19 protein-coding genes are annotated in these 23,574 nt (G+C 34.6%); 2 read left to right on the top strand and 17 right to left on the bottom strand.

The genetic code is table 11. The features are described 5' to 3' along the window. On the top strand, positions 1-348 hold a 348-nt coding region (locus QZU81_RS02830; protein WP_295589337.1), incomplete at its 5' end, for an ARPP-1 family domain-containing protein. 23 nt (positions 349-371) lie between these two features. On the opposite strand, the gene QZU81_RS02825 is transcribed toward QZU81_RS02830, so the two are convergent. The 12 genes from QZU81_RS02825 to QZU81_RS02770 form a co-directional block, all read right to left on the bottom strand. Further along, positions 372-887, bottom strand: coding sequence for a YgjV family protein (locus QZU81_RS02825; RefSeq protein ID WP_295589335.1), 516 nt, complete (start codon positions 885-887; stop codon positions 372-374). A gap of 18 nt (positions 888-905) precedes the next feature. Continuing rightward, complete coding sequence (locus QZU81_RS02820) at positions 906-2,069, bottom strand: MFS transporter (protein ID WP_292824523.1); 1,164 nt, start codon at positions 2,067-2,069, stop codon at positions 906-908. A gap of 13 nt (positions 2,070-2,082) precedes the next feature. Continuing rightward, positions 2,083-2,568, bottom strand: coding sequence for a methylated-DNA--[protein]-cysteine S-methyltransferase (locus QZU81_RS02815; RefSeq protein WP_295589333.1), 486 nt, complete (start codon positions 2,566-2,568; stop codon positions 2,083-2,085). Between the two features lies 1 nt (position 2,569). Next, on the bottom strand, positions 2,570-3,367 hold the full coding sequence (gene cfbC, locus QZU81_RS02810) for a Ni-sirohydrochlorin a,c-diamide reductive cyclase ATP-dependent reductase subunit (protein WP_292824518.1): 798 nt from the start codon (positions 3,365-3,367) through the stop codon (positions 2,570-2,572). After that, positions 3,360-4,607 carry a peptidase U32 family protein gene (locus tag QZU81_RS02805; protein WP_295589330.1) on the bottom strand — a complete coding sequence of 416 codons (1,248 nt, stop codon included), beginning with the start codon at positions 4,605-4,607 and terminating at the stop codon, positions 3,360-3,362. The genes cfbC and QZU81_RS02805 overlap by 8 nt, the downstream gene beginning before the upstream one ends. A gap of 5 nt (positions 4,608-4,612) precedes the next feature. After that, complete coding sequence (gene purF, locus QZU81_RS02800; RefSeq protein ID WP_295589328.1) at positions 4,613-6,034, bottom strand: amidophosphoribosyltransferase; 1,422 nt, start codon at positions 6,032-6,034, stop codon at positions 4,613-4,615. Positions 6,035-6,106: 72 nt separating this feature from the next. After that, complete coding sequence (locus tag QZU81_RS02795; protein ID WP_295589326.1) at positions 6,107-7,003, bottom strand: hypothetical protein; 897 nt, start codon at positions 7,001-7,003, stop codon at positions 6,107-6,109. Between the two features lie 9 nt (positions 7,004-7,012). Further along, on the bottom strand, positions 7,013-7,981 hold the full coding sequence (gene galE / locus QZU81_RS02790; protein WP_292824508.1) for a UDP-glucose 4-epimerase GalE: 969 nt from the start codon (positions 7,979-7,981) through the stop codon (positions 7,013-7,015). Between the two features lie 9 nt (positions 7,982-7,990). After that, positions 7,991-9,169 (bottom strand): NAD(P)/FAD-dependent oxidoreductase, encoded by a 1,179-nt coding sequence (locus QZU81_RS02785; RefSeq protein ID WP_292824505.1) that lies wholly within the window; start codon positions 9,167-9,169, stop codon positions 7,991-7,993. A 4-nt stretch (positions 9,170-9,173) separates the two neighbouring features. Continuing rightward, positions 9,174-9,341, bottom strand: a complete 168-nt coding sequence (locus tag QZU81_RS02780) for a 4Fe-4S binding protein (protein ID WP_292824501.1) — start codon at positions 9,339-9,341, stop codon at positions 9,174-9,176. Between the two features lie 120 nt (positions 9,342-9,461). Next, positions 9,462-9,887, bottom strand: a complete 426-nt coding sequence (locus QZU81_RS02775) for a universal stress protein (protein ID WP_295589323.1) — start codon at positions 9,885-9,887, stop codon at positions 9,462-9,464. Positions 9,888-9,889: 2 nt separating this feature from the next. After that, positions 9,890-11,593 carry an ATP-binding cassette domain-containing protein gene (locus QZU81_RS02770; RefSeq protein ID WP_295589321.1) on the bottom strand — a complete coding sequence of 568 codons (1,704 nt, stop codon included), beginning with the start codon at positions 11,591-11,593 and terminating at the stop codon, positions 9,890-9,892. Positions 11,594-11,677: 84 nt separating this feature from the next. On the opposite strand from QZU81_RS02770, the gene QZU81_RS02765 reads away from it, so the two are divergent. Beyond that, positions 11,678-11,986 carry a hypothetical protein gene (locus QZU81_RS02765; protein ID WP_292850412.1) on the top strand — a complete coding sequence of 103 codons (309 nt, stop codon included), beginning with the start codon at positions 11,678-11,680 and terminating at the stop codon, positions 11,984-11,986. On the opposite strand, the gene QZU81_RS02760 is transcribed toward QZU81_RS02765, so the two are convergent. From QZU81_RS02760 to QZU81_RS02740, 5 genes are all read right to left on the bottom strand, one after another. Then, positions 11,980-12,522: a zinc ribbon domain-containing protein gene (locus QZU81_RS02760; RefSeq protein ID WP_295589319.1), complete on the bottom strand. Its 543-nt coding sequence runs from the start codon at positions 12,520-12,522 to the stop codon at positions 11,980-11,982. The two genes, QZU81_RS02765 and QZU81_RS02760, sit on opposite strands and share 7 nt — an antisense overlap. Before the next feature lie 99 nt (positions 12,523-12,621). Continuing rightward, on the bottom strand, positions 12,622-14,373 hold the full coding sequence (uvrC, locus tag QZU81_RS02755; protein WP_292824486.1) for an excinuclease ABC subunit UvrC: 1,752 nt from the start codon (positions 14,371-14,373) through the stop codon (positions 12,622-12,624). An 8-nt stretch (positions 14,374-14,381) separates the two neighbouring features. Beyond that, the gene (locus tag QZU81_RS02750) at positions 14,382-21,638 is read right to left on the bottom strand and encodes a DUF3320 domain-containing protein (RefSeq protein WP_295589318.1); all 7,257 of its coding nucleotides are present in this window, start codon (positions 21,636-21,638) and stop codon (positions 14,382-14,384) included. Between the two features lie 163 nt (positions 21,639-21,801). After that, entirely contained in the window at positions 21,802-22,632 is an 831-nt protein-coding gene (locus QZU81_RS02745; protein ID WP_295589317.1) for a PfkB family carbohydrate kinase, read from the bottom strand. Further along, positions 22,633-23,481 carry a cation diffusion facilitator family transporter gene (locus QZU81_RS02740; protein ID WP_295589316.1) on the bottom strand — a complete coding sequence of 283 codons (849 nt, stop codon included), beginning with the start codon at positions 23,479-23,481 and terminating at the stop codon, positions 22,633-22,635. It lies immediately after the preceding gene. Positions 23,482-23,574: the final 93 nt, after the last annotated feature.

Below are 23,574 nucleotides of genomic sequence, written 5' to 3'. Positions count from 1 at the left end.
ATCAATGGTGAAATAAAGGGTTTTGAATTATTCTTAAATCCTGAGATATACAGTCATTTTCATGAAAAGATAATCAAAAGCTATTTGATAAATTCAAAAGTCGAAAACACCACATTTCCAGTTAATGTAGATGAAGCAGAACAAATTATCAAAAATGCAAAGGGTTCAACATTTGAAGACAAACCAAGCAGCGGTTTGGAAAAAGTTTTCGAATTTGAAAATCAAGTGAACTTTGGAAGTCTTTACGTTTATGAAAATGAAATTCTTCATTGGTCCTGCTTTGAAAAAAGCGATACAAAAGTAAGTGAAGATGCTGTTGAAGATATACAGCTAAGAACTAATATTTAAAGGTTTAAACCTTCTTTCTTTTTTTATTTATTTTCAGATTTAATTAATCTAGTTAATGATATCAATCCTATTAAAGCTGTGACGCTTTCTATTGTAGCGGATGAGAAATCATAAATCGCCAGGAAATAAACAATATAAATGGCACTATTAACGATGAAACTTGTTTTTATAGTCTTAATTGATTTTAAATAGTAATTGCATAATGTAATCTGGACTATCGCAACAATAGGCAATACGCCAACAAAACCCATTGTATTCACCCATAAACCCAACACCACTGAAATGACAATGAAAAATACTGTCCAATAATTAGTCAATCTATCATAGTATACCATTGCATTTCTAGAAGCCGCAATGGCCATAGTAGTGACTCCTGTCCATGAAAAGAAGAATACTGAAGATATAATTAATATGAATGCATTCCAAAACTGGTATTTGTAGGCCTGTTTTTCATCGTTTACCCACATGCTCAAAATTATAAAAATACCTGCAATCAATGAAATTACATTACCTATTATGATGTTTATCGGCAAATCCATACTAATCTAATCCAATTATTACTTCCTCAAAGCATATAAACAAATCGGTAATGCAAGCAGTGTTATGAGAGAGGATATATAATACACCGGAGCATATCCGTTAGACGCAAATACTCCAAGCAAAGCAGGGCCAAAACCCATAGTTGCATCACAGAAGATGAAAAAAGTTGAAACCGCATATGAACGGCGCTGTTCGGAGATATTTCTTGTAACGATTGTAGTGCAGGCAGAGTTTAAAGTACCAAAACCCAATGCGGCGCATATTGCACAAATAACCACAGTCAATGTTGATGGACAAAATGCAATTAAAAACAATCCAACGGCCTGTGCAATTATCCCCACTACACAAACAATCAGGTCTCCGCCGTTATCCTGGATTTTTCCTGCAATCGGTCTTGACAATATTAAAACGACAGAATATATTATGAAGAACCATGAAAAAGCAGCGGTCAAATTTACTTCACTGGCATAAAGTCTATTGAATGACAATATTGATATATAACCAAGAGCCGTAAGTCCTGTGAAAAAAGAAACGGGAACCGCACTAAGTTCAATGATTTTTTCAATGCCTGAAAATGAATTTTCACTTTTGGTTTCATGGTTTACCGGATCTTGAGCTGATACGTCAACGAAGTAAATTGATATCAATGCAATTGCTGAAAAGATGCTGGCCGCCAAAAAGCAACCGTAAGAACCCACAGTATCATATAAAAATCCACCTATAAATGGGCCTAAACCCACTGCAAGTGTAGTTCCCAACATAAAGTAACCGAACGCTTCTCCAAAGCGTTTTTTAGGGAGAACAGCCGAAGCTATTGTTACAATTGCATTGGCGGATGCTCCAAAACCCACTCCATGAATAAATCTGACGATTATAAGCAATGTCACGTCACTGACTAAAAAATAGAACAGACAGGAGATGAAATGAATGCTCATGAAAATCAGCGCAGTTCTCTTCCAACCTATTCTTTCAAGGGCATTTCCCGAATAAACTCTAGAACAAAGCCCACCAAAGATATATATTCCTGAAACAAGACCTGCAATCATTGCAGAAGATCCCATCGAAGTGGCATACTCAGTAACTGTTGACATCAGCACATACATTACAAGTGCCGTAAAGAGCAGCGCTCCAAAAACAAGGAAAAAGTCTTTTGTAAAAATCTTATCTTCTGCAGTTGACATTAATTAAAATTAGTTAAATGGAATTTAAAATATTTTCTATTTTCAATAATTCTATCTTTTTATCAATTCCGCCGGCATACCCTGTTAGTTTGCCGTTTGCACCTAAAACCCTATGGCAAGGAATCAGAATAGAAATGGGATTATGGCCAACAGCCCCTCCGACAGCCTGAGCAGACATTGTCGGAGATATCTTTTGTGCAATCTCACCATATGTCAATGTTTCCCCATATGGAATTTCAGACAGTATTTTCCAAACATTCAATCTGAATTGCGTTCCCTCCGGCTTAAGTTTGAAGTTGATTTTAGGATTCAACCCATTGAAATAATCATCAAGCCATTTTTTTACATCGCTAAAAACAGGCAAGTCATCATTTTGTGTGAAATCATCCAATGATGGAAAGTGCTTTTGGCCATAGAACCAAACGCCGCAAATGGCTTCACCATCACTTGCAATAATCATTTCACCTAATGGAGATATGTAATCGGTTGAATAATACATCTTAATCTAAATATGATTTGAAAAATTCCTCAAATTCTTCATCACTCATAGGTTCTGGAGTTGATATGTTTTCATTAGTCATAATGCTTGAAGCAAGCTTTGCGTATTCTTGTGCTTCTGCACTTTCAGGGTATTTTTCTACAACGGTTTTTGCATCTAATTCGGCATCCTGAATCAAATTGCTTCTATGAATTGTACCAATAACATGCGTGCCTATCTTTTCGGCAAAGTCATTGACAATCTGTTCTTCATTATCGACATTTCTGCAATTGCAGACAATACCGCTTAAGTTACCTTTAAGCTTTTTAACACCTCGAACTATATTGTTTGCAGCATAAAGTGACATATATTCACCAGAAGTAACAATCAACACTTCATCAGCATATTTTTCCCTCAAAGGCACCGAAAAACCGCCGCAGACAACATCACCTAATACATCATAAACAACAACATCCAAATCATCGTCAAAAATTCCTAACTGTTCAAGGCGTTTCATTGCAACAATGACACCACGTCCAGCGCAACCCACACCAGGTTCCGGACCTCCGCTTTCAACACATTGAATGCCCTTAAAACCTGTGAAAACCAAATCCTCCTTTTCAGGTTTTCTATTTTCCTTTAAAGTATGGACAACAGTTGGAATTCTTTTCCCATATAAAGTACGTGTAGTATCCGCTTTTGGATCGCAACCAATTACCAGACAATTTAAATCTTCACTAGCCCAAACTGCAGACAGATTAGCTACCGTAGTACTCTTTCCAATTCCACCTTTTCCATAAATAGCTATCTTCTTAATCATCAACATTCCTCTCAACCAATTTATAAACAAAATCGTTTTCTCTCACTTTCTGCGCAATAGCTATCGCTACGTTACATCCTTTATTAACTTCATCAACACTTACGCCTTCAATCTGCATGGAATCAATAGTGTGGGTAATGGAACCTGTGGTCTGTCCTTGAATAATAATCTTATCGCCAAGTTTCAAATCATCCCATATCCTTAATTCCGCTGCCTTTACTTTATTGTAGTAATTTACAACCTGACCAATGTCCTTTTTAATATATTTTGATTGGTTGTCCTCGCTGGTCTCAAAAGGAGTGTTGAAATAAAAATTAGTGTCAAAACCTCTGTTAAATACACTGGTAAGTTCATCCATCCATTCATCTTTGACCGTGTAATTTAATGGATCTTTCACATAATCATCAATGGCCTGCCTATATATTCCAGTTACCATTGCACCATAATCAGGACTGCGAGCTCTGCCCTCAATTTTAAAAGATGCTACACCGCTTTTCATAAGCTCAGGAATATATTCAATCATGCACATGTCCTTTGGAGAAAAGAAGTTAGTCCTATAACTTCCATCATCACTTCCAGCTACCACAAATGTCTCATCTTCAACATCAGAGAAGTTAATAACATTATCGTCACCCTCCTCATAAGTCAATGTCCAGTTTTTGCGGCAAGGCTGCAGGCAATCTCCACAATTTGCACTTCTTCCATACAACCCGTAACTCAAGAAGCATCTTCCTGAAATAGCCATGCAAATTGCACCATGAATAAATATTTCAGTTTCTATAGGTGATTTTTGAGCAATGTCTGTGATTTCCTTTAATGAAAGTTCACGGGAAAGAATTGCCCTTTTGGCTCCAAGCTTCGCAAGAGTTTTCAACGTATAAGAATTAGTGACATTTTCCTGAACGCTGACATGAGCTTCAAGACCATGTGAAACGGTGTCTTCAATCAACCCGATATCTGATAAAATAAGCCCATCAATTTCAGATTCGGAAATCTTTTCCAAATTAGATTCAAGCTCTGAGGCTAAGCGTTCGTTTAAAATAATATTTGTACATAAATAAGTTTTAGCTCCATACTCACTAGCGATTTTAGAAACTTCACTTAAATCATTTAAAGAGAAATTTTTTGCATTGGCCCTCATATTATAATCATCAAGGCCAAAGTAGACCGCATCAGCACCATTTTCCAAAACGGCGCGTAGCGATATGAAATTTCCAGCAGGAGCTAATAATTCAACCATAATATCTAAGGTTTATAATAAGTTTCAGCTTCAAGACCTTCAGGAATTTCAGTAGGATATTTCTCATTAACACAACCTAAACATAAATTCTCTTCAGGCATTCCGATTGCTTCAACCAAAGCTTCAAGAGTAATATAACCTAATGAATCAACTTTTAATTGATTCTTAATTTCCTCAACACTGTAGTTTGCTGCAATCAACTCTTTTTTGGTTGCCATTGCTACACCATAATAACAAGGAGAAATTACAGGAGGACAACCTACCAAAAAGTGAATTTCAGCCGGTTCTGCTTCCTTAACAAGGTCCAATAATTTTTTGGATGTTGTTCCTCTTACAATACTGTCATCAATTAAAATAATCTTTTTACCTTTAATCGCTGATTTAATAGGATTTAATTTGAGTCTGACTGCTAACTCACGTTCTTCTTGGGTTGGCATGATAAATGTTCTTCCAACGTACCTGTTTTTAATTAGTCCTTCACCGTATGGAATTCCAGAAGCTCTTGCGTATCCGATAGCTGCAGGAATTGATGAGTCAGGTACGGGAATTACGAAATCAGCATCAATAGGGTATAATTTGTGCAATTGTTCGCCAATATGAACCCTAGTTTCATAAACATTAATGCCATCGATTGTGCTGTCCGGCCTTGCAAAGTAAACATATTCAAACATACAATGTGAAAGTTTGCATTTGCCTGCGCTTTCTAGCATGTGGGAATTGACTTCATCGTTTTCAAAGTGGACAATTTCACCAGGCACAACATCTCTGATATATTCTGCATTAACTACATCAAAAGCAACAGTTTCAGAAGCAAGTATGAAATCTTCACCTCTTTTTGCAATAGCAAGTGGTTTTATGCCCATTGGATCTCTTACACCGTACAAGTCACCGTCGATTAAAATTGTCAATGCATATGAACCAACAAGTTTCTTACATACAGCCTCAATAGCATCCAAAACATCCTTTTTATTGTCATAATGCTCCCTTTTAAGCATGTAACAGATGACTTCAGAATCGGAATCTGATCTGAAATAGAATCCTTCATTGATAAGTTCATTTCTTAACTCTTCAGAGTTAACAATGTCTCCATTATGAGCCATTGCAATAAAACCGTCACCAAAATCAATGACAAAAGGCTGTGAATTTTCTAATTTTGATTGACCAGTAGTGGAATATCTTACATGACCTACAGCCATGCTGCCTTCTAAATTTTGAATTTCATAATCTCTAAAGACATCAGTTATCAAACCCATGCCGCAATAGTATTTCAAACCTTCTTTTGAATTAAAACTAGCTATTCCTGCTGATTCCTGACCTCTGTGCTGTAAAGCATACAAACAATAATAAACAAAAGGTGCTACATTTTTAGAATCATCACTTGAGTGAATTCCAACAATACCACACTTATCTTCCATTTCACCGTGCATTTGCTAACTCCTATTAAATAGTATAATTATAATTATCTTAAAACTAGTATAAAATAATAATTGTTTTATGCATTAATCCCAAAAATTCTCAAAGGCATTGGAAATATCATCATAGTCCTCTTTTACCTCTGGAATTTTTTCTTCTTCTTTTTCATTTAATTCTTTTTTTAAGTCATCTGAATTATCATCTACAAATATCAAAGCAGTTCTAATAATTTTTAACCATTCAATAGCTTTAGATTTGGATTCTGCAGCTATAAAACCTTGACCAACAATAATATTATCCGGCTTGAACTTATTTGTGGCAATTACAACCCTTTCCTCATCATTTAAATCTTGTCTAAATGTTTCCTGCCACAAATCGTTCAGATTAAAAATTTCAAGAATATCTCTGGAATAAATGTCATCATAGCGTAATTTAAAAGCTGAAAAGTCAGATTTTACTTCATCGATATCTTCCCTTAGCTCATTATTTTCCTGTGATAAAACTTCATTTTCTTTTAAAACTTGATTATAATCATCTAATAAATTATTATAATTATGAGTTACTTTCATTAGCTTATTTTCTAATGTATGTATATTTATTAGATTTAAAGAATAAGACAGAGTGGATTTTATTATTGAATTTAGGATTTCCTTTTCAGCCAATTTAAAGTCAATTGACTCATCTTCAATAATGATATTGTTATAATCAAATAATCCGATATGATTAAAATCAGTTTTCAGTTCATTGAAAAGTATATTAAATGTTTCATCATGACCGTAACCGCCAATTAATAAAATGTCTGCTCCGCTAGCCACTTTCTTAACCATGTCCAGCTCAACGGTAGGAATTATTGATGAAACAATTATGTTATAATCATTTTCGAGTTGAATATTATTGACAGCTTTAGAAACAAGCTGTGCAATATCCAAACCTTCAACAATTATGCGAACATCAATCTTTGATTCATGATTTTCATTTTGCATGAACATTACCTAACTCATATTCACTTTTTCATGCCACTTCCAAGCAGATTCAACAATTTGTTCAAGATTATATTGTGGAATCCATCCCAATTCCTCTTTAATTTTAGTTGAATCAGCTATCAAAATAGCAGGATCGCCTTCACGGCGTTCATCAATTTTAACTTCAAAATCACGACCAGTGACCTTTTTACACATTTCAATTACTTCACGAACAGAATATCCTTCACCATTTCCTAAGTTAAATATATTTGATTCGTTTTTATCGCATAAATATTCATATGCCTTAACATGTGCATCAGCCAAGTCATTGACGTGAATGTAATCACGGACACAAGTTCCATCAGGAGTATCATAATCGTCACCAAAAATGGAAATACTATCACGTTTTCCAATAGCCGCATCCAATATCAATGGAATCAAGTGAGTTTCAGGGTCATGCAATTCCCCTATCTCACAATCAAAATCCGCTCCTGCTGCATTGAAATATCTAAGAGATACAAAATTGAAATCACCTTTTTCAGCTTCTCTTTCAAGAGCCTTTTCAGTGATAAATTTGGAGTGTCCATAAGGATTGATTGGTTTTAAATCTTGATCTTCTGTAATTGGAACCTTTTCAGGATTTCCATACACTGCAGCAGTTGAAGATAAAATAAATTTATCTACACCAAATTCTCTCATGACTTGCAAGAGATTTAATGTATTCTTATAATTGTTCTTAAAATATTTTTGAGGTAATTCAACTGATTCAGCTACAGATGAGAAAGCTGCGAAGTGAATGACACCATCAATATCATAGTTTTCAAAAACTTCCCTTATATTTTTGCTTCCAAAATCATAGTTTTCAAAATTCCCCCATTTTACAAAGTTTTCATAACCTTTACAAAGATTATCTAAAACAACAGTTTCATATCCTGCATTATTTAATGCCTTATTAGTATGGGAACCTATATAACCTGCTCCACCCGTAACTAAAATCAAATTAAACACCTATACGAATTTACCTAATTTAAGTAATGCTTTTGGAGATACTTTAATTAATTTTTTAACAATTTCAGTTGTTGATATTTTGTCAAAGCTTTCGCCTTGGAATGCATGAGCGATGCTGTCAAGCTCTTCGTCAGATAAGGTAAGTAAATATTCTTGGACTTTTTTATACCTCTTGATTTCATGGTCAAGTTCTTCATGAGCCATTTCATCATATTGTTTCAAGAATTTTTTGGAACAGTCTTCCTTAATAGCTTGAGCCGCAACTTGGCCTGCGCACATTCCACCGGTCATACCACTAATGATACCTCCACCGGTTAATGGGTTTACTTGACCTGCAGCATCTCCACAGACTAAAATATTATCATCATAAAGTTTTTTGGTCATTCCGCCAACAGGGTCTCCACCTACATTCAACTCAACTGCTTGAGCATTTTTTAAGTAAGGGCATGTTGCAACAAAATCATCCAAGTATTCAATAGCTGTTTTTTCAGCCTTATGAGGTAAAATTGCTAAACCTACATTAGCTATGTCATCTCCTTTAGGGAAAATCCAGACATATCCTCCAGGAGCACAGGATCCTAAGTAGAATTCAATGACACCTGGTCTTTCGAATTCAACATTACACATTTCATATTGCACACCGGATTCCATTTCTTTAGGTTTTGCAGCCGGTCTTAAACCTGCCCATCTTGCAATGTGACCTTCAGGACCATCGGCAGCAATTAATATTTTACATTTGAATACTTCTTCTTTTCCCATGGATTCGGTGAAAACCATATAACCATCATCGATTTTTTCAATGCCTGTTACTAAAGTTTTGATTCTGATTTCTGCACCAGCTCTTGCAGCATCCATTGCCATATGTTTATCGAATACTTTTCTCTCTAAGATGTATCCTGCTTCAGGCAATTTAACTTCATCTTTAGTTAACCAAACATCGGTCCCGTCAGGAGTTTGGATTCTAACACCTTGAATTTCTTGGGTAACCCAACGAGGTGATGGTTCAATGCCTAACTTTTCAAGTCCTTGAATTGAAACACCTTCCGCACATCTTTTTGGTGCACCAATTTCAGATTTCTTATCCATTAAAATTACTTTAGCTCCACCTAATGCAGCGTGTTTAGCTGCACTGGAACCTGCAGGTCCAGAACCTACTACAATTACATCAGTTTCAATCATATAATCAATCCTCTTTTTCTAATGCATTAATAGGACATGCTTTAATACATGTATCACAATCTTTACAGTCATCTTCATTAAATACTAATGAATACTCTCTTACTTGAATTAAATTTCTCGGACAAACTCCGGCACACTCACCACAAAATGAGCACCAATCTTTAACTATCATAAAATATCTCCTAAATTTAACAATTTATGTTATATTTAACTATCTTTATTATTATATAAAAAGTTTAGTAAAAAAAAGAGGGCTAGAAGGATTAATAAAGGAAAAAAAAATTTTAAAGTATTATTTAACTAATAATACAGGAACCACAGATGTTCTAAGAAGCCTTTCTGCAACTGAACCTATTTGAGTATCAGAGACATTATTCTCATCAAATGAGACAAACCTGTTATTATTTGAACCGTGTGCATGAATAACCACTAAATCTGCACGAGTTTGGTCAACGATGAATTTCATATCCCTTAATGGGTCTGCTGTAAGCAAATGTTCTGTAACTTCAATTCCTAACTTATTGGCTTTTTGAGTTATCTTTGCCAAAATTGCATCACCGGAATCTTCTTCTGAATCATAACTATTGAATGAAAATTCCTCTAAAACATGAACGGCTGCAATTTTAGAGTTGAATTTTTGAGCAATCTCAATAGCCACATCCGCCGCCTTGTAACCATATTCAGACCCGTCAACAGGAACAGCTATAACATCAAACATTCTCATTCCCCTTTCAAGTAATCAGCATGACAGAAATCAATGAAGTTATCAACAATCTGGTCGATATTTTCACTATCATCAATGAGCTTACCGTCATCCATGAATATGGCCCTGTTACTTAACTCCTTAATGAAGTCAGTATTATGTGAAATCATCACAATGGTAATTCCATAATCCTTGGAAATTGTTTTTAAAGCATTGGTGACATCCCTTAAAGTAACTGGATCCAAATCACCGAATGGCTCATCCAAAAGCAGGAATTTAGGTCTTGACACTAAAATCAATGCAAGCATTACACGTACTTTTTGACCGCCTGATAATTCATAGGATTTCCTATGCAGGATATCCATGTCCAAATCAAGACTTTCAAATATATCTGCGACAGCTTCTTTTGTTGCAGTTTCAGGGAACCTTGGGAATAAATCATCCAAAATATCTGCATCAAGCCCGATTTTTTTCAATCTGTCTCTTGCTTCAACTTCAGGCAAATCAGTCAGCAAATAAAATGAATCCAATAATTCTTCACTAAGACCAATTCTTCTAGCTCTTTCTTGAGCTTCCTTAACAATGTTCTGATTTTTATAACCTAATCTGGTAGCTAACTGATTTAATACAGTAGCATAATGGCTTAAAGCGAACTCCTGGTGCATGAAACCTAACTGGGACCTGATTTTCATACGGCCCATACCTGGAATATCCACATCATTCCACTCGCCTTCGACATTATACAACACTTCACCCTTATCAGGATCCTCAAGTCCTCCAAGCATTCTTAAAAGGACTGTTTTTCCAGCACCACTAGGCCCGATAATGCTTAATATATTCTCTCTTTGAACAGTGAAGTTTATATCTTCAATTTGTAAAACTTCACCACCGGTCAACAGATAGAATCGTTTGTAGATATCATTTACCTGTATAACATCCTCATCGGTTGCAATATTTTCAATATCAACAATATCATCCATTCCTTCCATGAATTTATCGCAGATGTCCTCAGCAGAACCTTCATCAACAATTTCACCGTCTTCAAGTAAAATAACCCTATCAGCCAAATATTTTTGGATATCCGGCAGGTGTGATACAATAATGACAGTAATATTCAATTCCTTGTTAATTTTTTTAACTGCATCCAATATTTCTTGTTTTGTTTTAGGGCATGCCATGGTTGCAGGTTCATCAAGAAGTAAAGCTGTAGGTTGTTTTGCAAGTTGTCTTGCCATAATAAGCCTTTGTTTTTCACCACCACTCAATACGGATGCATAGTGGTCTTTTTTATGGGTTAGGGAAACTAGCTCCAAAAGCTCGTCTGCTTCATCACCGAATTCTGATTCAGCGACTTCAAAATTAGTATCTCCCTCATCAAAATATCTTCTGGCATACAATTTTCTCAATACGTTTTCACGAACGGTATCAGGCCAGATACCAAAAGACCTTTGAAGGTGGATAGCAGTCTCCTTTTTGAGTTTGTTGTAATAATATTGGGATGAATCTTGATTGATGCTAACTTCACCAACAGTTATGCTTCCTTCATCAATATGTTCAACACCCCTTAAAGCTCTCAAAAGTGTAGTCTTGCCGGAACCGCTTTTACCCATGATTCCTAATATTTCACCTTCCTTAACTTCAAAACTAACATTTTTAAGTGCTGTAACCTTTGTTCCATCGGCTAATTCATAATCTTTACTTACATTTTCAACTTTTATCATTCTTTATGCCCCATTTATTATAATACAAATTTATATTAATGAAAGTATTTATATTTTATATTAATTAAAAAATAAGTGATTAAAATGGCAACTGAAAATAAAATTCAAGAATATCAAAACATATTGGAAGAAGAAAAACTTATGATTGAAACTCACTTTGTAAACATTGAAAGAATTTTAAGAGAACCTGAAGTAATCGAACAAGAAAAACTAGTTGCTCTAATGAATAACTTCAACACACTAAATATTCAATACGACCAACTATGCAATGACCTTATCGAATTTATCAAAGTATTCAAAGACAAAGACGAACAGGAAATCAGATTATATAAAACTGATGAATTAGTCGAGTTATTACAAGCGAAAATTGATCAATTAGAAAAAACTCAGTAATTATAATTAATTACTATCCTACCGGTTACATTTGTAGTTGAATTTTCAGCTACAACTTCACCATTTCTTAATAATTGAACTTTAAATTCCCCTTCACCATAATCATATTTTTGAGCATCAATAGCTACCCTATCCCATGCGGCGCAATCTAATGTAAATGTTTCAGGACCGTATCCAGATTCTTTTACAAGGTAATTCGGATTTCCCATTTCAGCATACCAACTACCTTCGTATAAAATTACAGCTTCATATGGATAGGAAGCAGTTTTATGAACACTTCCATCATCAGTAATGACATTTAAAGTCTCATTATCCGATGGTTGAGTATTATTATAAATAAAAGAGAAGAGTAACAGCGCTATAATAATAATTCCCAATACAATAACAATTTTCCTAGCAATACCAATGTCCCACTTATTAACTCGTTTTGTATTTTTAATATATCTCCCTTTATGGTCTGTGAGACGATAGGCACAATTATCACAATATACGGCGTTGATTGAGTTATCATATCCACACCGTGGACATTTTACCATAAATAATAATTCCTTTAATTTCTTATAAAAACATTATAAAAATACTTATATTTAAACTTAATGGAAAATAAGCCATTTTTCTTAAAAAATAATATAACACTAGTGATAATAATTATAGACATTTTCAGCCGTTTTTTGATTCATGCCGTTTATTTTAGCCAAATCTTCGATAGATGCTTTTTTAATATTATCAATGGTTCCAAATTCTTTTAAAAGAGCAATTTTTCTTTTTTTGCCGATTCCAACGATATCATCAAGTGAAGAGGCTGAAATATTCTTGCTGCGAAGTTTTCTGTGATAAGTTATCGCAAAGCGATGAGATTCATCCCTTACTTGCTGAAGCAAGTGCAATGCCTTATTATTTTTAGGAATGATAATTGGTCGTTTTGTATTAGGAAGATATATCTCTTCAAATTCCTTTGCAAGACCAATGATTGGAATATGAGTTAGATTTAATTCCTCCAAAACCCCACATGCCATTCCGAGCTGTCCCTTACCACCATCAATGACTATCAAGTCTGGTTCAGGGTCTGATTCGACCATTTTTAATCTGCGAGTCAATAGCTCCTCCATCATAGCAAAATCGTTCGGTCCAGGAGTTTCCATCCTGAAATGTTTATACCTTTTTTTGTTAGGTTTCCCATCTTTAAATGATACTTTTGAACCTACTGCAAACTGTCCCGAAATGTTACTGATATCATATCCTTCGATTACACGAGGCAATTTTTCAAGCTTAAGGTATTTCTTAAGCTCTATCAATGCATCCTCCATCTTTTTCTTTTGATGCTTAATGATTTCGGCATTTTTCTTCGCCATTTTAACAAGCCTTAATTTAACACCTTTTTGAGGAACTTTAATTTTGACTTTATTTCCTCTTAAATCACTTAACCATTCCTCAAGCAATTCCTTATCATCAATATCTTCATCTAAAAGGATTTGCTTTGGAATATGTCTATTATAACCATAATACTGTTGAATAAATGAAAACATTATTTCAGATGATGAGTCATATTGTGAAGCACTCATTAAAAAGTCATCCCGCCCAACTATCTTTCCATTTCTGATTGGCATTATGATGACCACAACCTCATTTTCACCCGGAGCAATGGCTATTACATCCTGATCCAAGTCATCATCAACAAGGTCAACAAACTGCTTCTCCATAATCTCCTCAATTGAAGAAATCTGGTCCCTTATCACTGCCGCTTTTTCGAATTCCTCATTTTGAGCCGCTTCCATCATCTCATTTTTAAGATTCTTAACAATAGTTGAGTATTTTCCCTGGAAAAACAAATCAATCTTATTAATGATTTCAGAGTATTCCTCTTTAGTAATCCTGCCATCACATGGAGCATAACACAAATCAATTTGAGAATTCAAGCAAGGCCCATTCATATTACGGCAAGTTCTTATTTTAAATAAAGATTTTAAAAATTTAACTGTCTGTTTAACTGAACCCACATCCGTAAACGGACCAAAATACACTCCATTTTTTGTAACGTTCCTTGTGATAACCAAACGGGGAAACTCCTCATCAGTAATCTTTACATAAGGATATCTCTTATCATCCTTTAACTGAACATTATACCTTGGGCGATGCTTTTTAATTAATGTAGCTTCCAAAATCAAAGCTTCTTTTTCAGAATTAGTTACAATGTATTCTAAACTATCAAAATGACTCATTAATATTTGGGTTTTTGGCCTATCAAGCTTCTCTCTAAAATAAGATTTAACCCTTTTAATAAGATTTTTTGCCTTACCTATGTAAATAATGGTGTCTGTAGAATCACGCATTATGTAGACACCAGGCTTATTCGGCAAATTATCAGGGGATTTGACTTTAGTTGACATGAACCACCCTATTTAAGCTCAACAATATCATTTTCAATTTTAACTTTATTGTTGGCAATCATTAAATCCAAAACACTATTAATTCTGGTAGCAGTCTTTTTAGAAGTGGATTTGAATCCGAAGTTACGTGAAGTTTCTTTAGCAATCTGACCAGTTGTGACATTCTGCTTGTGGATTAGAACTGTTTCAATATTTTTAGCTATTTCCTCATCTGAAATTAACTCAATATTCGGCTTGTTTCTTCTTCTAATAACAATATTATTGTTTGAAGCATCATATAGGAAGTCTCCAATTTTAATGATATCTCCTGAATTTTCTGCTTCACTAATCGCCGCATTAACACGTTTCTTCAAATTAGATCCTGCTCTGTTAATATTACAAGCATCCCTAACCCTGTTAGTTACCTCTTTAATATGAATTGGACCTTCAATATCTACAATTTCCTTAATTGATTTTGCTACATTTTCAATTGGCTGTTTGTATAACTCTTCAGATGAATGTAGGCCAATATCATCGATTTGAACATAATTTATGATATTATCTTCCATTTTTCCTTTTCCTGGAAGAATTTGGTCATCAAAGGCCTTTAATTGATTGTCCTTTTGATGTCTCTTTCGTTCAATCTCTTTATAATCTTCATTAGCACTTGAAATAATATCCTCTAAAGCTTGGTCTTTAAGGTCTTCTCTTCTAAATTGCTCATGAACTGGGATAATTACCTCATCTTCATTGGAAATTTCTTTTCTATGATTTTCCATTCCCATTTCTTTTTCAATTCTTTGCTCTTCTTTTTCAGCAAATGTTAATCCTTGTTCCTTTTCAAGAATTTTATCAGAATCATCATCACTTGGCCTGTTCAAATAGTCCATAGGGTCAAATTCTTCAGTTCTATCAACAACGGAAACATAGTCAATTTGAGTAGGATTTTCAATTTCCTTTAAGGATTTGTTGATATATTGCATATCCTTCTTAATTCCCCTAATTGAATCTCTAACAGACTTAGGTTTTTCTTCCTCATAATAGAAATTATTCTTCCTGAGTTTGCTTGTAACATCATTAGAACCTTGATAATATGTTACACCATCACCAATTTCTTCTTGAGGAGTATCTTGAGTATCGTCAATTTTCACATCTTCCTCCTGAGGAATGTCATCCTGTTCAGGGAAAATCTGTACATCATCAACAACATCCCTATCCACATCACGAGAAACAGGCACATCATCAACAACATCCCTATCCACATCACGAGAAACAGGCACATCATCAACAACTTCTTTATTTACATTAGGAACATCTTCTATAATTTCATCCTTATAAACTTCTTTCTGTAATTCAACATTATCAAATACATCATCAAGGAAATCTTCCATAGCTTTTGTTACAATGTCATTAGCTTTTCTACGATTTTCATCGTTTTCTGATTTGGAAAATTTATCAGTGAAAATATTTAATTCTTCACCTTCAGTGTAATCCATTTTAGATGCAGGCCTATCCAATCCATCATCTTCTCCAAAATTATCGGAGAAAATATTTAACTCTTCATCATCATTCACAATTTCCGCCTCTACAACGAAATCATCTTTTGGAGCTGGCTTGTGTAATGGAACTTCGTCCTCTTGGATAACTTCACCCCTAACGGTTTCAACTTCTTCTGGTTCAAGTTGAGATTCACCAGTGACAACATCGGATATCAATGATTTTACAAAATTAGTTTTACGAGCTTTTTTATGAGTATACTGATCTTTATTTGCTTCTTCAAATGATTCTTCTTTTACAGTATCCTTTTCAACAGGTTCTTCATCATCCAAAACACGTTTATCATCATGATCATGATTAACAAAAATATAATCATCATCAGAACCTAAATTGACATTCTCATCAACTGTTTTTTCATCATTTTCCATGAAATCCTCAGGTTTATCTTCATCAAATCCAAACTCTATTTTGTCGTCTTCTTCTAAATAACGTTCATCATCATGACTATGGTCAACATAAATATAATCATCATCAGATCCCAAGTCTACTTTTTCATCTTCATTTATCTTGTTAGTTGACTTTTTCTCTGTTTTGGATTTAACAGGTTCTTCCTTAACCACATCTTCATTCTCGACTACAACATAATCATCAGCGAAATCTGCATCTTCATTTTGAGATGCATTATCATCATACACATCATTAATTACTTTATCTGAATCTAAATCCATTTTATTTGTGAATTTTACACCAGATTGTGAATAACTATCATCAGAAGACTGATGTTCAAAGTCCAAATCATCAGAAATATCTTCCTCATCAACTACATTATTCAGATCATTATCTTCATCTTCAATCATGTCTTCCAGTTTAGTGCTTTCCACATCAGTGATATCATCATCTAAATCTGAATTTTCACCCAAATCCTTATGGAACCTGAGTTTAGATAGAATTGAATCATCCTCTTTATTAGTATCCTCATCATCAGATTTTAAGAGAGATTTGAATTTATCAGAAATTGCTTTTGAAATAGAATCGTTAGTTTCATCGGAATAATCTTTTTCATCTTCCCAAACCTCTGCATTGTCTTCTGGAGAAATTCCTTCATCTGATTCCCAAACTTCAGAATCAAGATCCTCTGTTTCATCTTCATTTTCAACAGTAACAGGTTCTTCCATTGGAGTTGAGATTATGTCCTCTTCTTCTACATTTTCAACAGTAACAGGTTCTTCCATTGGAGTTGAGATTATGTCCTCTTCTTCTACATTTTCAACAGTAACAGGTTCTTCCATTGGAGTTGTTTGAATGTCCTGTTGATCAGCATTTTCATTGATTTCATCATCAAATTTGATTTTTTCACTTTCATCAAATTCAGTAGGAACCTCTTCAATAACAATGTCATCATTAACATCAACATTAACAAACTCAGAAGGAGTTTCTTCAAAGGTTTTCTTTTCATTTACTGTTTTTTCATGACTTTCATCTTCAAAGAACTCTGAAGGGTCAATTTCAGAAACATCAATCGGTTTTTCCAATATGTCATCATCAATTTTTTCAACTTCAACAAAATCGGCAGGACCAATGTCTTCAATATTAATTTCTTCTTCTGATTGGTCTTCTTTCATTTTTTGCTCAGCTTCTTCTCTTTCGCGAGCTATGCGCAATTCTTCAGCTTTCTTTTCAGCTTCCAATCTTCTTTTTTCAGCCAATTTTTTCTCTTCTTCAGATTTGCGTTTTTCTTCGGCACGTGTTCTGCGAATAGATTTTTCAACGTTTTCTAAAAGTTTTTTACGTCCTAAATCTCTATTTCTATACCAATCAGTTGACCATAAGTGGTAAAGTTTCCAACCTAATCCATTCAATACTTGTTCACGGAGCCTGTCTCTGTCACGTGCTACTTTACTTGAGGAATACATTTTTCCATCAGTTGTAATTCCTAAAATATATTTTCCAGGATTTTCATCATCAACAATTGCAAGGTCTACCCGAAATCCGGCACATCCAATCTGTCTATCAACTGTATAACCGTTTTCTTCTAAAAAGCTAGCAATAGCATCCTCAAACGGCTCATGAGAATAAGCTTCGCCAACATGAGTTCCCAAAGTCAAGTTTTCAGCATATTCCAAGAATTCTTTTAATGATTTAACCCCATAAGGAGGGTTTGCTGTCAATTTCATATCATATGCTTTGAAGTTTGAGAATACAACACATTTTTCCCTTGCACGTGTAATTAACACATTTAACCTTCTTTCCCCACCGTCTTGGTTAAGTGGACCGAAGTTAAGAGACATCTTTCTGTCCTGGTCATAACCGTAACCCACACTGATTAAAATAACATCCCTTTCATCCCCTTGAATTGTTTCAAGGTTTTTGACAAAGAATCTTTCTTCCTTGTTATCGGAGAATAACGGTTCGAATTCAGGCCTTTCTTTACGTTTTACTTCCAATGCTTCCAAAATCGCATTTTTTTGAGCAACAGAAAATGTTCCAACACCTAAACTTTTTGTATCGCCATATTTTTCAAAATGATTGAAAATCTCTTCTACAACATCTTCCGCTTCAAGAGGGTTTGCGGATGATGCTCCTCTAAGATAATATGTATTTGGATTATAGTGGAATTTTAAACCAAGTTCAGGGTCATTATGAGAAGGTGAAGGATAAACTAACAAGTCATCATCATAAAATTCTCGGTTTGAAACTGTAATTAAAGATTCATGGCGAGATCTGTAGTGCCATTTGAGCATTTTAACAGGGAATGAAAGTTTGCATAAATGGAGGATACTTTCCATATCAAGGGAGGTTGCTTCCTCTTCATCGCTTTCAGCATCAGACATCTGATCAAAGAATGATGTTGGAGGTAATTGTTGGGTATCTCCCATTACAACTGCAGTTTTACCTCTCATGAATGCACCAAGTGCATCTTCAGGTTTTACCTGACTTGCTTCGTCGAAAATGACTACATCAAACTGCAATTCTTCGTTAGTTGGATCTAAGTATTGAGCAATTGATAATGGGCTCATCATGAAACAAGGCTTAATCTGTTTTATCATTCCGCCTGCTTTTTCCAAGAGTTTTCTAACTGGCATGTGCCCGCTTTTTCTTGTAAACTCGCCTGCAAGTATTTTTGCCTGTGGATTTTCAGTTCCACCAAATATTTTTGGAATATTGCTGTTTAACCTTTGATAGATTCTTTTACGGTTTAAAACCAATATTTTTTTATCCAAATCCTTGAATTCGCGAATCCTATTTTCATGAAGCTCCCCTACAAAGGTAGCCAACTCATGATTTTCAACAAATAATATATTTAATAATGAATCTGCAAAGTTTCCTTCCACCAATGCTTCAATATCTTCTTTTTTAATGTTTCTCTTTTCAATTGAATCTACAAACATTTTTGCATTTGAAGATTTGAGTGCATTTTTGGTATTTAAGTATTGAGACCATAAATGTAAGCTTGATAGCTGTCCTCTCCAATTGTACAGCTGTTCCTGCCATGCTTCAAACGGAACATCACCGGTTTCCCTTTTAAAGATTAATTTGCTTCTAGGGTTTAGCTTATCTTTAAGTTTTGACAGTACCCTAACAAATTCCTCACCAGCATCAATATACTCCGCAAGGTCTCTTTCAGGCTTAATGTCAAATAAATCTTTACTCATCAAGTCAATGGTATTTTCAGAAAATGTTCCTTCACGAACAAGTGCTGTGAATTCATTCATCCATTTTGCAATAGCCTTCAAATCATTTACATTGGCGTTCAAATGCCAATATCCACCATAATACTTTTGACCTAATGCTTCATTGGCTTCAAGATTTTTTCTAATTTTGATTACGGCCTTTGCTTCCTGCAAATCCCTTATTATCTCTTCAATGCTTCCAGGTACAGGTACCGCATAGTATCTTTCAACAAGTTCTATGTGCTGCTTGTTGTTAAAGAACCTGAACTTTTTGGTTGAAATATTTCTTAACTCGTATATCAATCTATCAATATCTGCCTGGAAAATGCTTTGATTGAATTTAGTCAATATTCCGGCGTATTTTTGATACCTTTGAAGCTCTTGGATTAATTTAAATGCATCGTCATTGTTATTATTCCATGCCCCTGATTTGATTATGGATCCGTCAATCAGTTCCGCATTTTGAGATTTTATTATTTCAAAAGCTGATAGGGAATTCTGGAATTCATTTAAAGTATCCGGCTGCTTAATTCCATAAATATCATAGACCCTTCCACGCTCGACCATGAAATTGTCAAGAGCAAATAGCGTGTCATTGATAAGCATTTCAATTTCCCTTAAATCAGCCGGAAGCAAACTTTTTGGAGAGCATTTGCTCCAGGGATTTTCCTTTGAAATTGTCTGATATAATTCAGCCAGGTTTTCCAATGCTATTTTCATATCATCCAAATCTTTTAGTGTGATGGATTCCGGACTTTGAAACCTGACTAACGGCATTAAAGTGCCTTTGGTTGCAAAATGGTCATCAGCAGATTCTTTCATTCCATATAACTGGAATGGAGATAAGTTAACTGCAAATGCCGGTTTATGAATAATTTGAGAATAATCATCAAGTTGGCGACGCAAAGTCTCCAGCTTACGAATTGTCTGATCAAGATTCAATGGCTCTTGAGCCCTTACATTGGTTGCCTTTTGCAACTCTTTCAAGAATTTTTTACGCCTAGTCTTATGGGAATGAAGTTCCAAAACAAACTTGCCCAATCCGACAGCAGTTAATCTGTCTTTTACAACATCAAGCGCAGCCATCTTTTCTGATACGAATAAAACTGATTTGCCCTCCGCCAATAATTCGGCAATCAAATTCACAATAGTCTGTGATTTACCTGTTCCAGGAGGTCCTTCCACAACAAGGTTTCTACCTGCCTTAACGTCCTGGATAGCTGCAATCTGAGAAGAATCGGCATCCAAAACCTGATACATATTCTGATATTCCAAACGTGAGTCAATATCCTCTTCTCTGAATGCTTCCTGGTCATTTTTAGCGGGATTGAAAATAGCTTGGATTAATTCATTTTTAGTCAAATCCACATTTTCAGCCCATGCTTCAGGGTTTAAGTCATTATACATTACGAACTTTGTAAAACTAAAGAAACCTAAAGCTACATTACTGTTAACTTCCCAGCCATCCATTCTGCTAACTGCACGCCTTACGCTTGCAATATAATGGTCTATGACCTCGCCATATCTTTTGAATTCAAAATTTGGAAGTTCAATTCCCGCTTCTAATAATTTAGCCTTAAGTGAAATGTTTGTCTGAATATCCTCACCAGTCCATGAAAGGTTGAATGATTCACCAACCTTCTTACGTTCCATTGAAACTGGTATCAAGACTAAAGGAGCATTGTTTTTCTGTCTTGGCTTTGATTTGTCTTTCCATTCTAAAAAACCAACCGCCAAATATAAAATGTTATAACCTTGCTCCTGAAGCATTGTTTTCGCTTGGTTATTAATGTAATATAATCTTTTTTGGAGTTCCTTTGGGGTCAAATCGGTAGCTAGTTTCTTGTCCCCTTCTGAAAACTTTGAAAAATCAAACGGAATATGGTCCCATACTGAAGACTTGTCTTCCTTTTTATCTTTCTTATTAGCAACAAAATACATCTTATGCTCTTGCAGGACCAATGTTTGAAAAAGGTTTACAGGAGACTGATTTACTATGGTAATGGTTTTTGCTCTTGATTTAAAGTTAAGAAGTTGATTCCTTAAAGTTAAATCCAATAGCTCCTTACGTAGATTTTTAAATTCCCTTTCGATTATATTTGATGATTTGTTTAACATGATGACCCTTTGTAGTGTTTAAAAAATTCAGAAATACATATTTAATTATAATTATATTAATTAATAAAGTTTTCTAAATAAGGAAAATTTAATTAAAAACTATCTAAAATTAAAAATGAAAACAATTTAAAAGGCAAATAAAATAAAATAAAAATTTGATATGTCAATTTGAATTATAGGGTCCAGAATTTTCAATTTTGCGACTAGCAATACTTGATGCAAAGTCACCTGCAATTTTACTATTTTTAAGCAATATTTTTTGTGTAATATATGCTGCCATATAAGTGTCTCCGCAGCCAGTCGTATCCACAACATCTTCACATTTCACGGCATCGATTTTTATTTCCCCATCACCAATTATTCTTGATCCCCTACTTCCATCAGTTACGACTATCTCATCTACATCAAAGTCCAAACCTATGATGTTCAATTCGCCCTCATCTAAAAATATTGAGGTAACACCTTCTAAAATATCACAAAATTCATCAAAGTCCTCTAATTTTATAGTGTAATTTTCATTTACTTCATCAAGAGGCATCCTTAAAAATCCTTGAACTGACATGAAAATCGGAACATTGAAACTTTTCAAATAGTCTATTGTTTCTAGTGGAAAATCATGCCTATTGAGGGGATTAATTACAAAGGCATCTATCTCATCGGGCAAAATATCTTCCAGATCAGATTTCAATATTGGAATATCTGCAAAATTGCTTATCTGTTCACGGATATCCAAATTATCCTCAAAAGGATATCTGTTAATGAAAAAATGAGTATCGTCTTTTAATACTACTTTAACCTTATCTTTTGAAGGAAAATCCCTAATCAAACTTTCATCGCTGCAATTCACAACTGCCAGATAATCCTTGTAAAACTCTTCAAAAACAAAGCTTTGAAAGTAAGTGGCTCCGCCAACTTTACGAGATTTCTCTTCTCCAATTATGATTAGATCTTCCGTTACAGGCCCAATAACAACCAGCGTCATAAAATTCTCCATTCAGTCAAATTCTATAGTAATATCTACAATGTGATATTTAGATGCAATACTATAAATCTCTTTTTTAATAGGGTCCTGATTTGCACTGTCGCCAACAACAACTTTCAGTGTTAAAACAGAATCGATTCCGTCCAAAGACCAAACATGAAAATCGCCTATTCCCTCAACACCTTCAATTTTTAAAACATTGCCCTTAAATTCCTCAACATCAAAATGGTTAGGTGTCTTTTGCAGCAAGACTTCAACGGACTTGTACAGATTTCTTCCAAGATTAACTATTAACCATAATGCAATTCCTATTGAAACAAATGGGTCCAGATATGGAGCACCATCCCAAACCATCAATACAACACTCAAAATCAGAATAGCTACCCATTCAAATACATCACCCAACTGATGAAACAATATGGCCTTTTCATTGAATGTTTCCCCACCATATAATCGGTGAACAGAAATCATCTTAAAAACAATTCCGACAATCGCAACCATCAACATCCCATCAGCATCAACACTTTCAGGAGCAAATAGTCTTGGAATAGCTTCCTGGAGGATTATCAATGCCATTATAATTACAAAAATAGATATTATGACCGCTCCAAGGATTGAAAATCTCTGATAGCCATAAGAATAGTTGTCTGTTGAGTCCCTTTGGGCAATGCGTTCCAAAAACCAGGCAAAGGCTATTGAAATGGTGTCTGACAGGTCATGAATACAATCGGCAAGTATGGCCATACTATTGGTTGCAAGGCCGCCTGCAATGACGATTATGTTGAAAGCAAGATTCATGAAAAAAACAAATGCTAAATTTTCACCGGCTTTCTTGTGATGGTGATGTACATCAATTCTCATAGTCTTAATATTTGAAATTTTAAAGATAAAAAAGTTATTTAACCTTTGAACTACAAATCTTAAAGTATAATTAAGTTATATTTAAATAATTAA

It is taken from the genome of uncultured Methanobrevibacter sp. (genome assembly GCF_902770715.1).
GTDB lineage: Archaea > Methanobacteriota > Methanobacteria > Methanobacteriales > Methanobacteriaceae > Methanocatella.
This window is presented reverse-complemented; position numbering and strand designations above follow the sequence as displayed.

What these genes read in the sequence shown, in the direction of transcription:
- QZU81_RS02825 (WP_295589335.1), bottom strand. Translation starts at nt 887, where the DNA reads ATGGATTTGCCGATAAACATCATAATAGGTAATGTAATTTCATTGATT.
- QZU81_RS02820 (WP_292824523.1), bottom strand. Translation starts at nt 2,069, where the DNA reads ATGTCAACTGCAGAAGATAAGATTTTTACAAAAGACTTTTTCCTTGTT.
- QZU81_RS02815 (WP_295589333.1), bottom strand. Translation starts at nt 2,568, where the DNA reads ATGTATTATTCAACCGATTACATATCTCCATTAGGTGAAATGATTATT.
- cfbC (WP_292824518.1), bottom strand. Translation starts at nt 3,367, where the DNA reads ATGATTAAGAAGATAGCTATTTATGGAAAAGGTGGAATTGGAAAGAGT.
- QZU81_RS02805 (WP_295589330.1), bottom strand. Translation starts at nt 4,607, where the DNA reads ATGGTTGAATTATTAGCTCCTGCTGGAAATTTCATATCGCTACGCGCC.
- purF (WP_295589328.1), bottom strand. Translation starts at nt 6,034, where the DNA reads ATGCACGGTGAAATGGAAGATAAGTGTGGTATTGTTGGAATTCACTCA.
- QZU81_RS02795 (WP_295589326.1), bottom strand. Translation starts at nt 7,003, where the DNA reads ATGCAAAATGAAAATCATGAATCAAAGATTGATGTTCGCATAATTGTT.
- QZU81_RS02785 (WP_292824505.1), bottom strand. Translation starts at nt 9,169, where the DNA reads ATGATTGAAACTGATGTAATTGTAGTAGGTTCTGGACCTGCAGGTTCC.
- QZU81_RS02780 (WP_292824501.1), bottom strand. Translation starts at nt 9,341, where the DNA reads ATGATAGTTAAAGATTGGTGCTCATTTTGTGGTGAGTGTGCCGGAGTT.
- QZU81_RS02775 (WP_295589323.1), bottom strand. Translation starts at nt 9,887, where the DNA reads ATGTTTGATGTTATAGCTGTTCCTGTTGACGGGTCTGAATATGGTTAC.
- QZU81_RS02770 (WP_295589321.1), bottom strand. Translation starts at nt 11,593, where the DNA reads ATGATAAAAGTTGAAAATGTAAGTAAAGATTATGAATTAGCCGATGGA.
- QZU81_RS02765 (WP_292850412.1), top strand. Translation starts at nt 11,678, where the DNA reads ATGGCAACTGAAAATAAAATTCAAGAATATCAAAACATATTGGAAGAA.
- QZU81_RS02760 (WP_295589319.1), bottom strand. Translation starts at nt 12,522, where the DNA reads ATGGTAAAATGTCCACGGTGTGGATATGATAACTCAATCAACGCCGTA.
- uvrC (WP_292824486.1), bottom strand. Translation starts at nt 14,373, where the DNA reads ATGTCAACTAAAGTCAAATCCCCTGATAATTTGCCGAATAAGCCTGGT.
- QZU81_RS02750 (WP_295589318.1), bottom strand. Translation starts at nt 21,638, where the DNA reads ATGTTAAACAAATCATCAAATATAATCGAAAGGGAATTTAAAAATCTA.
- QZU81_RS02745 (WP_295589317.1), bottom strand. Translation starts at nt 22,632, where the DNA reads ATGGAGAATTTTATGACGCTGGTTGTTATTGGGCCTGTAACGGAAGAT.
- QZU81_RS02740 (WP_295589316.1), bottom strand. Translation starts at nt 23,481, where the DNA reads ATGAGAATTGATGTACATCACCATCACAAGAAAGCCGGTGAAAATTTA.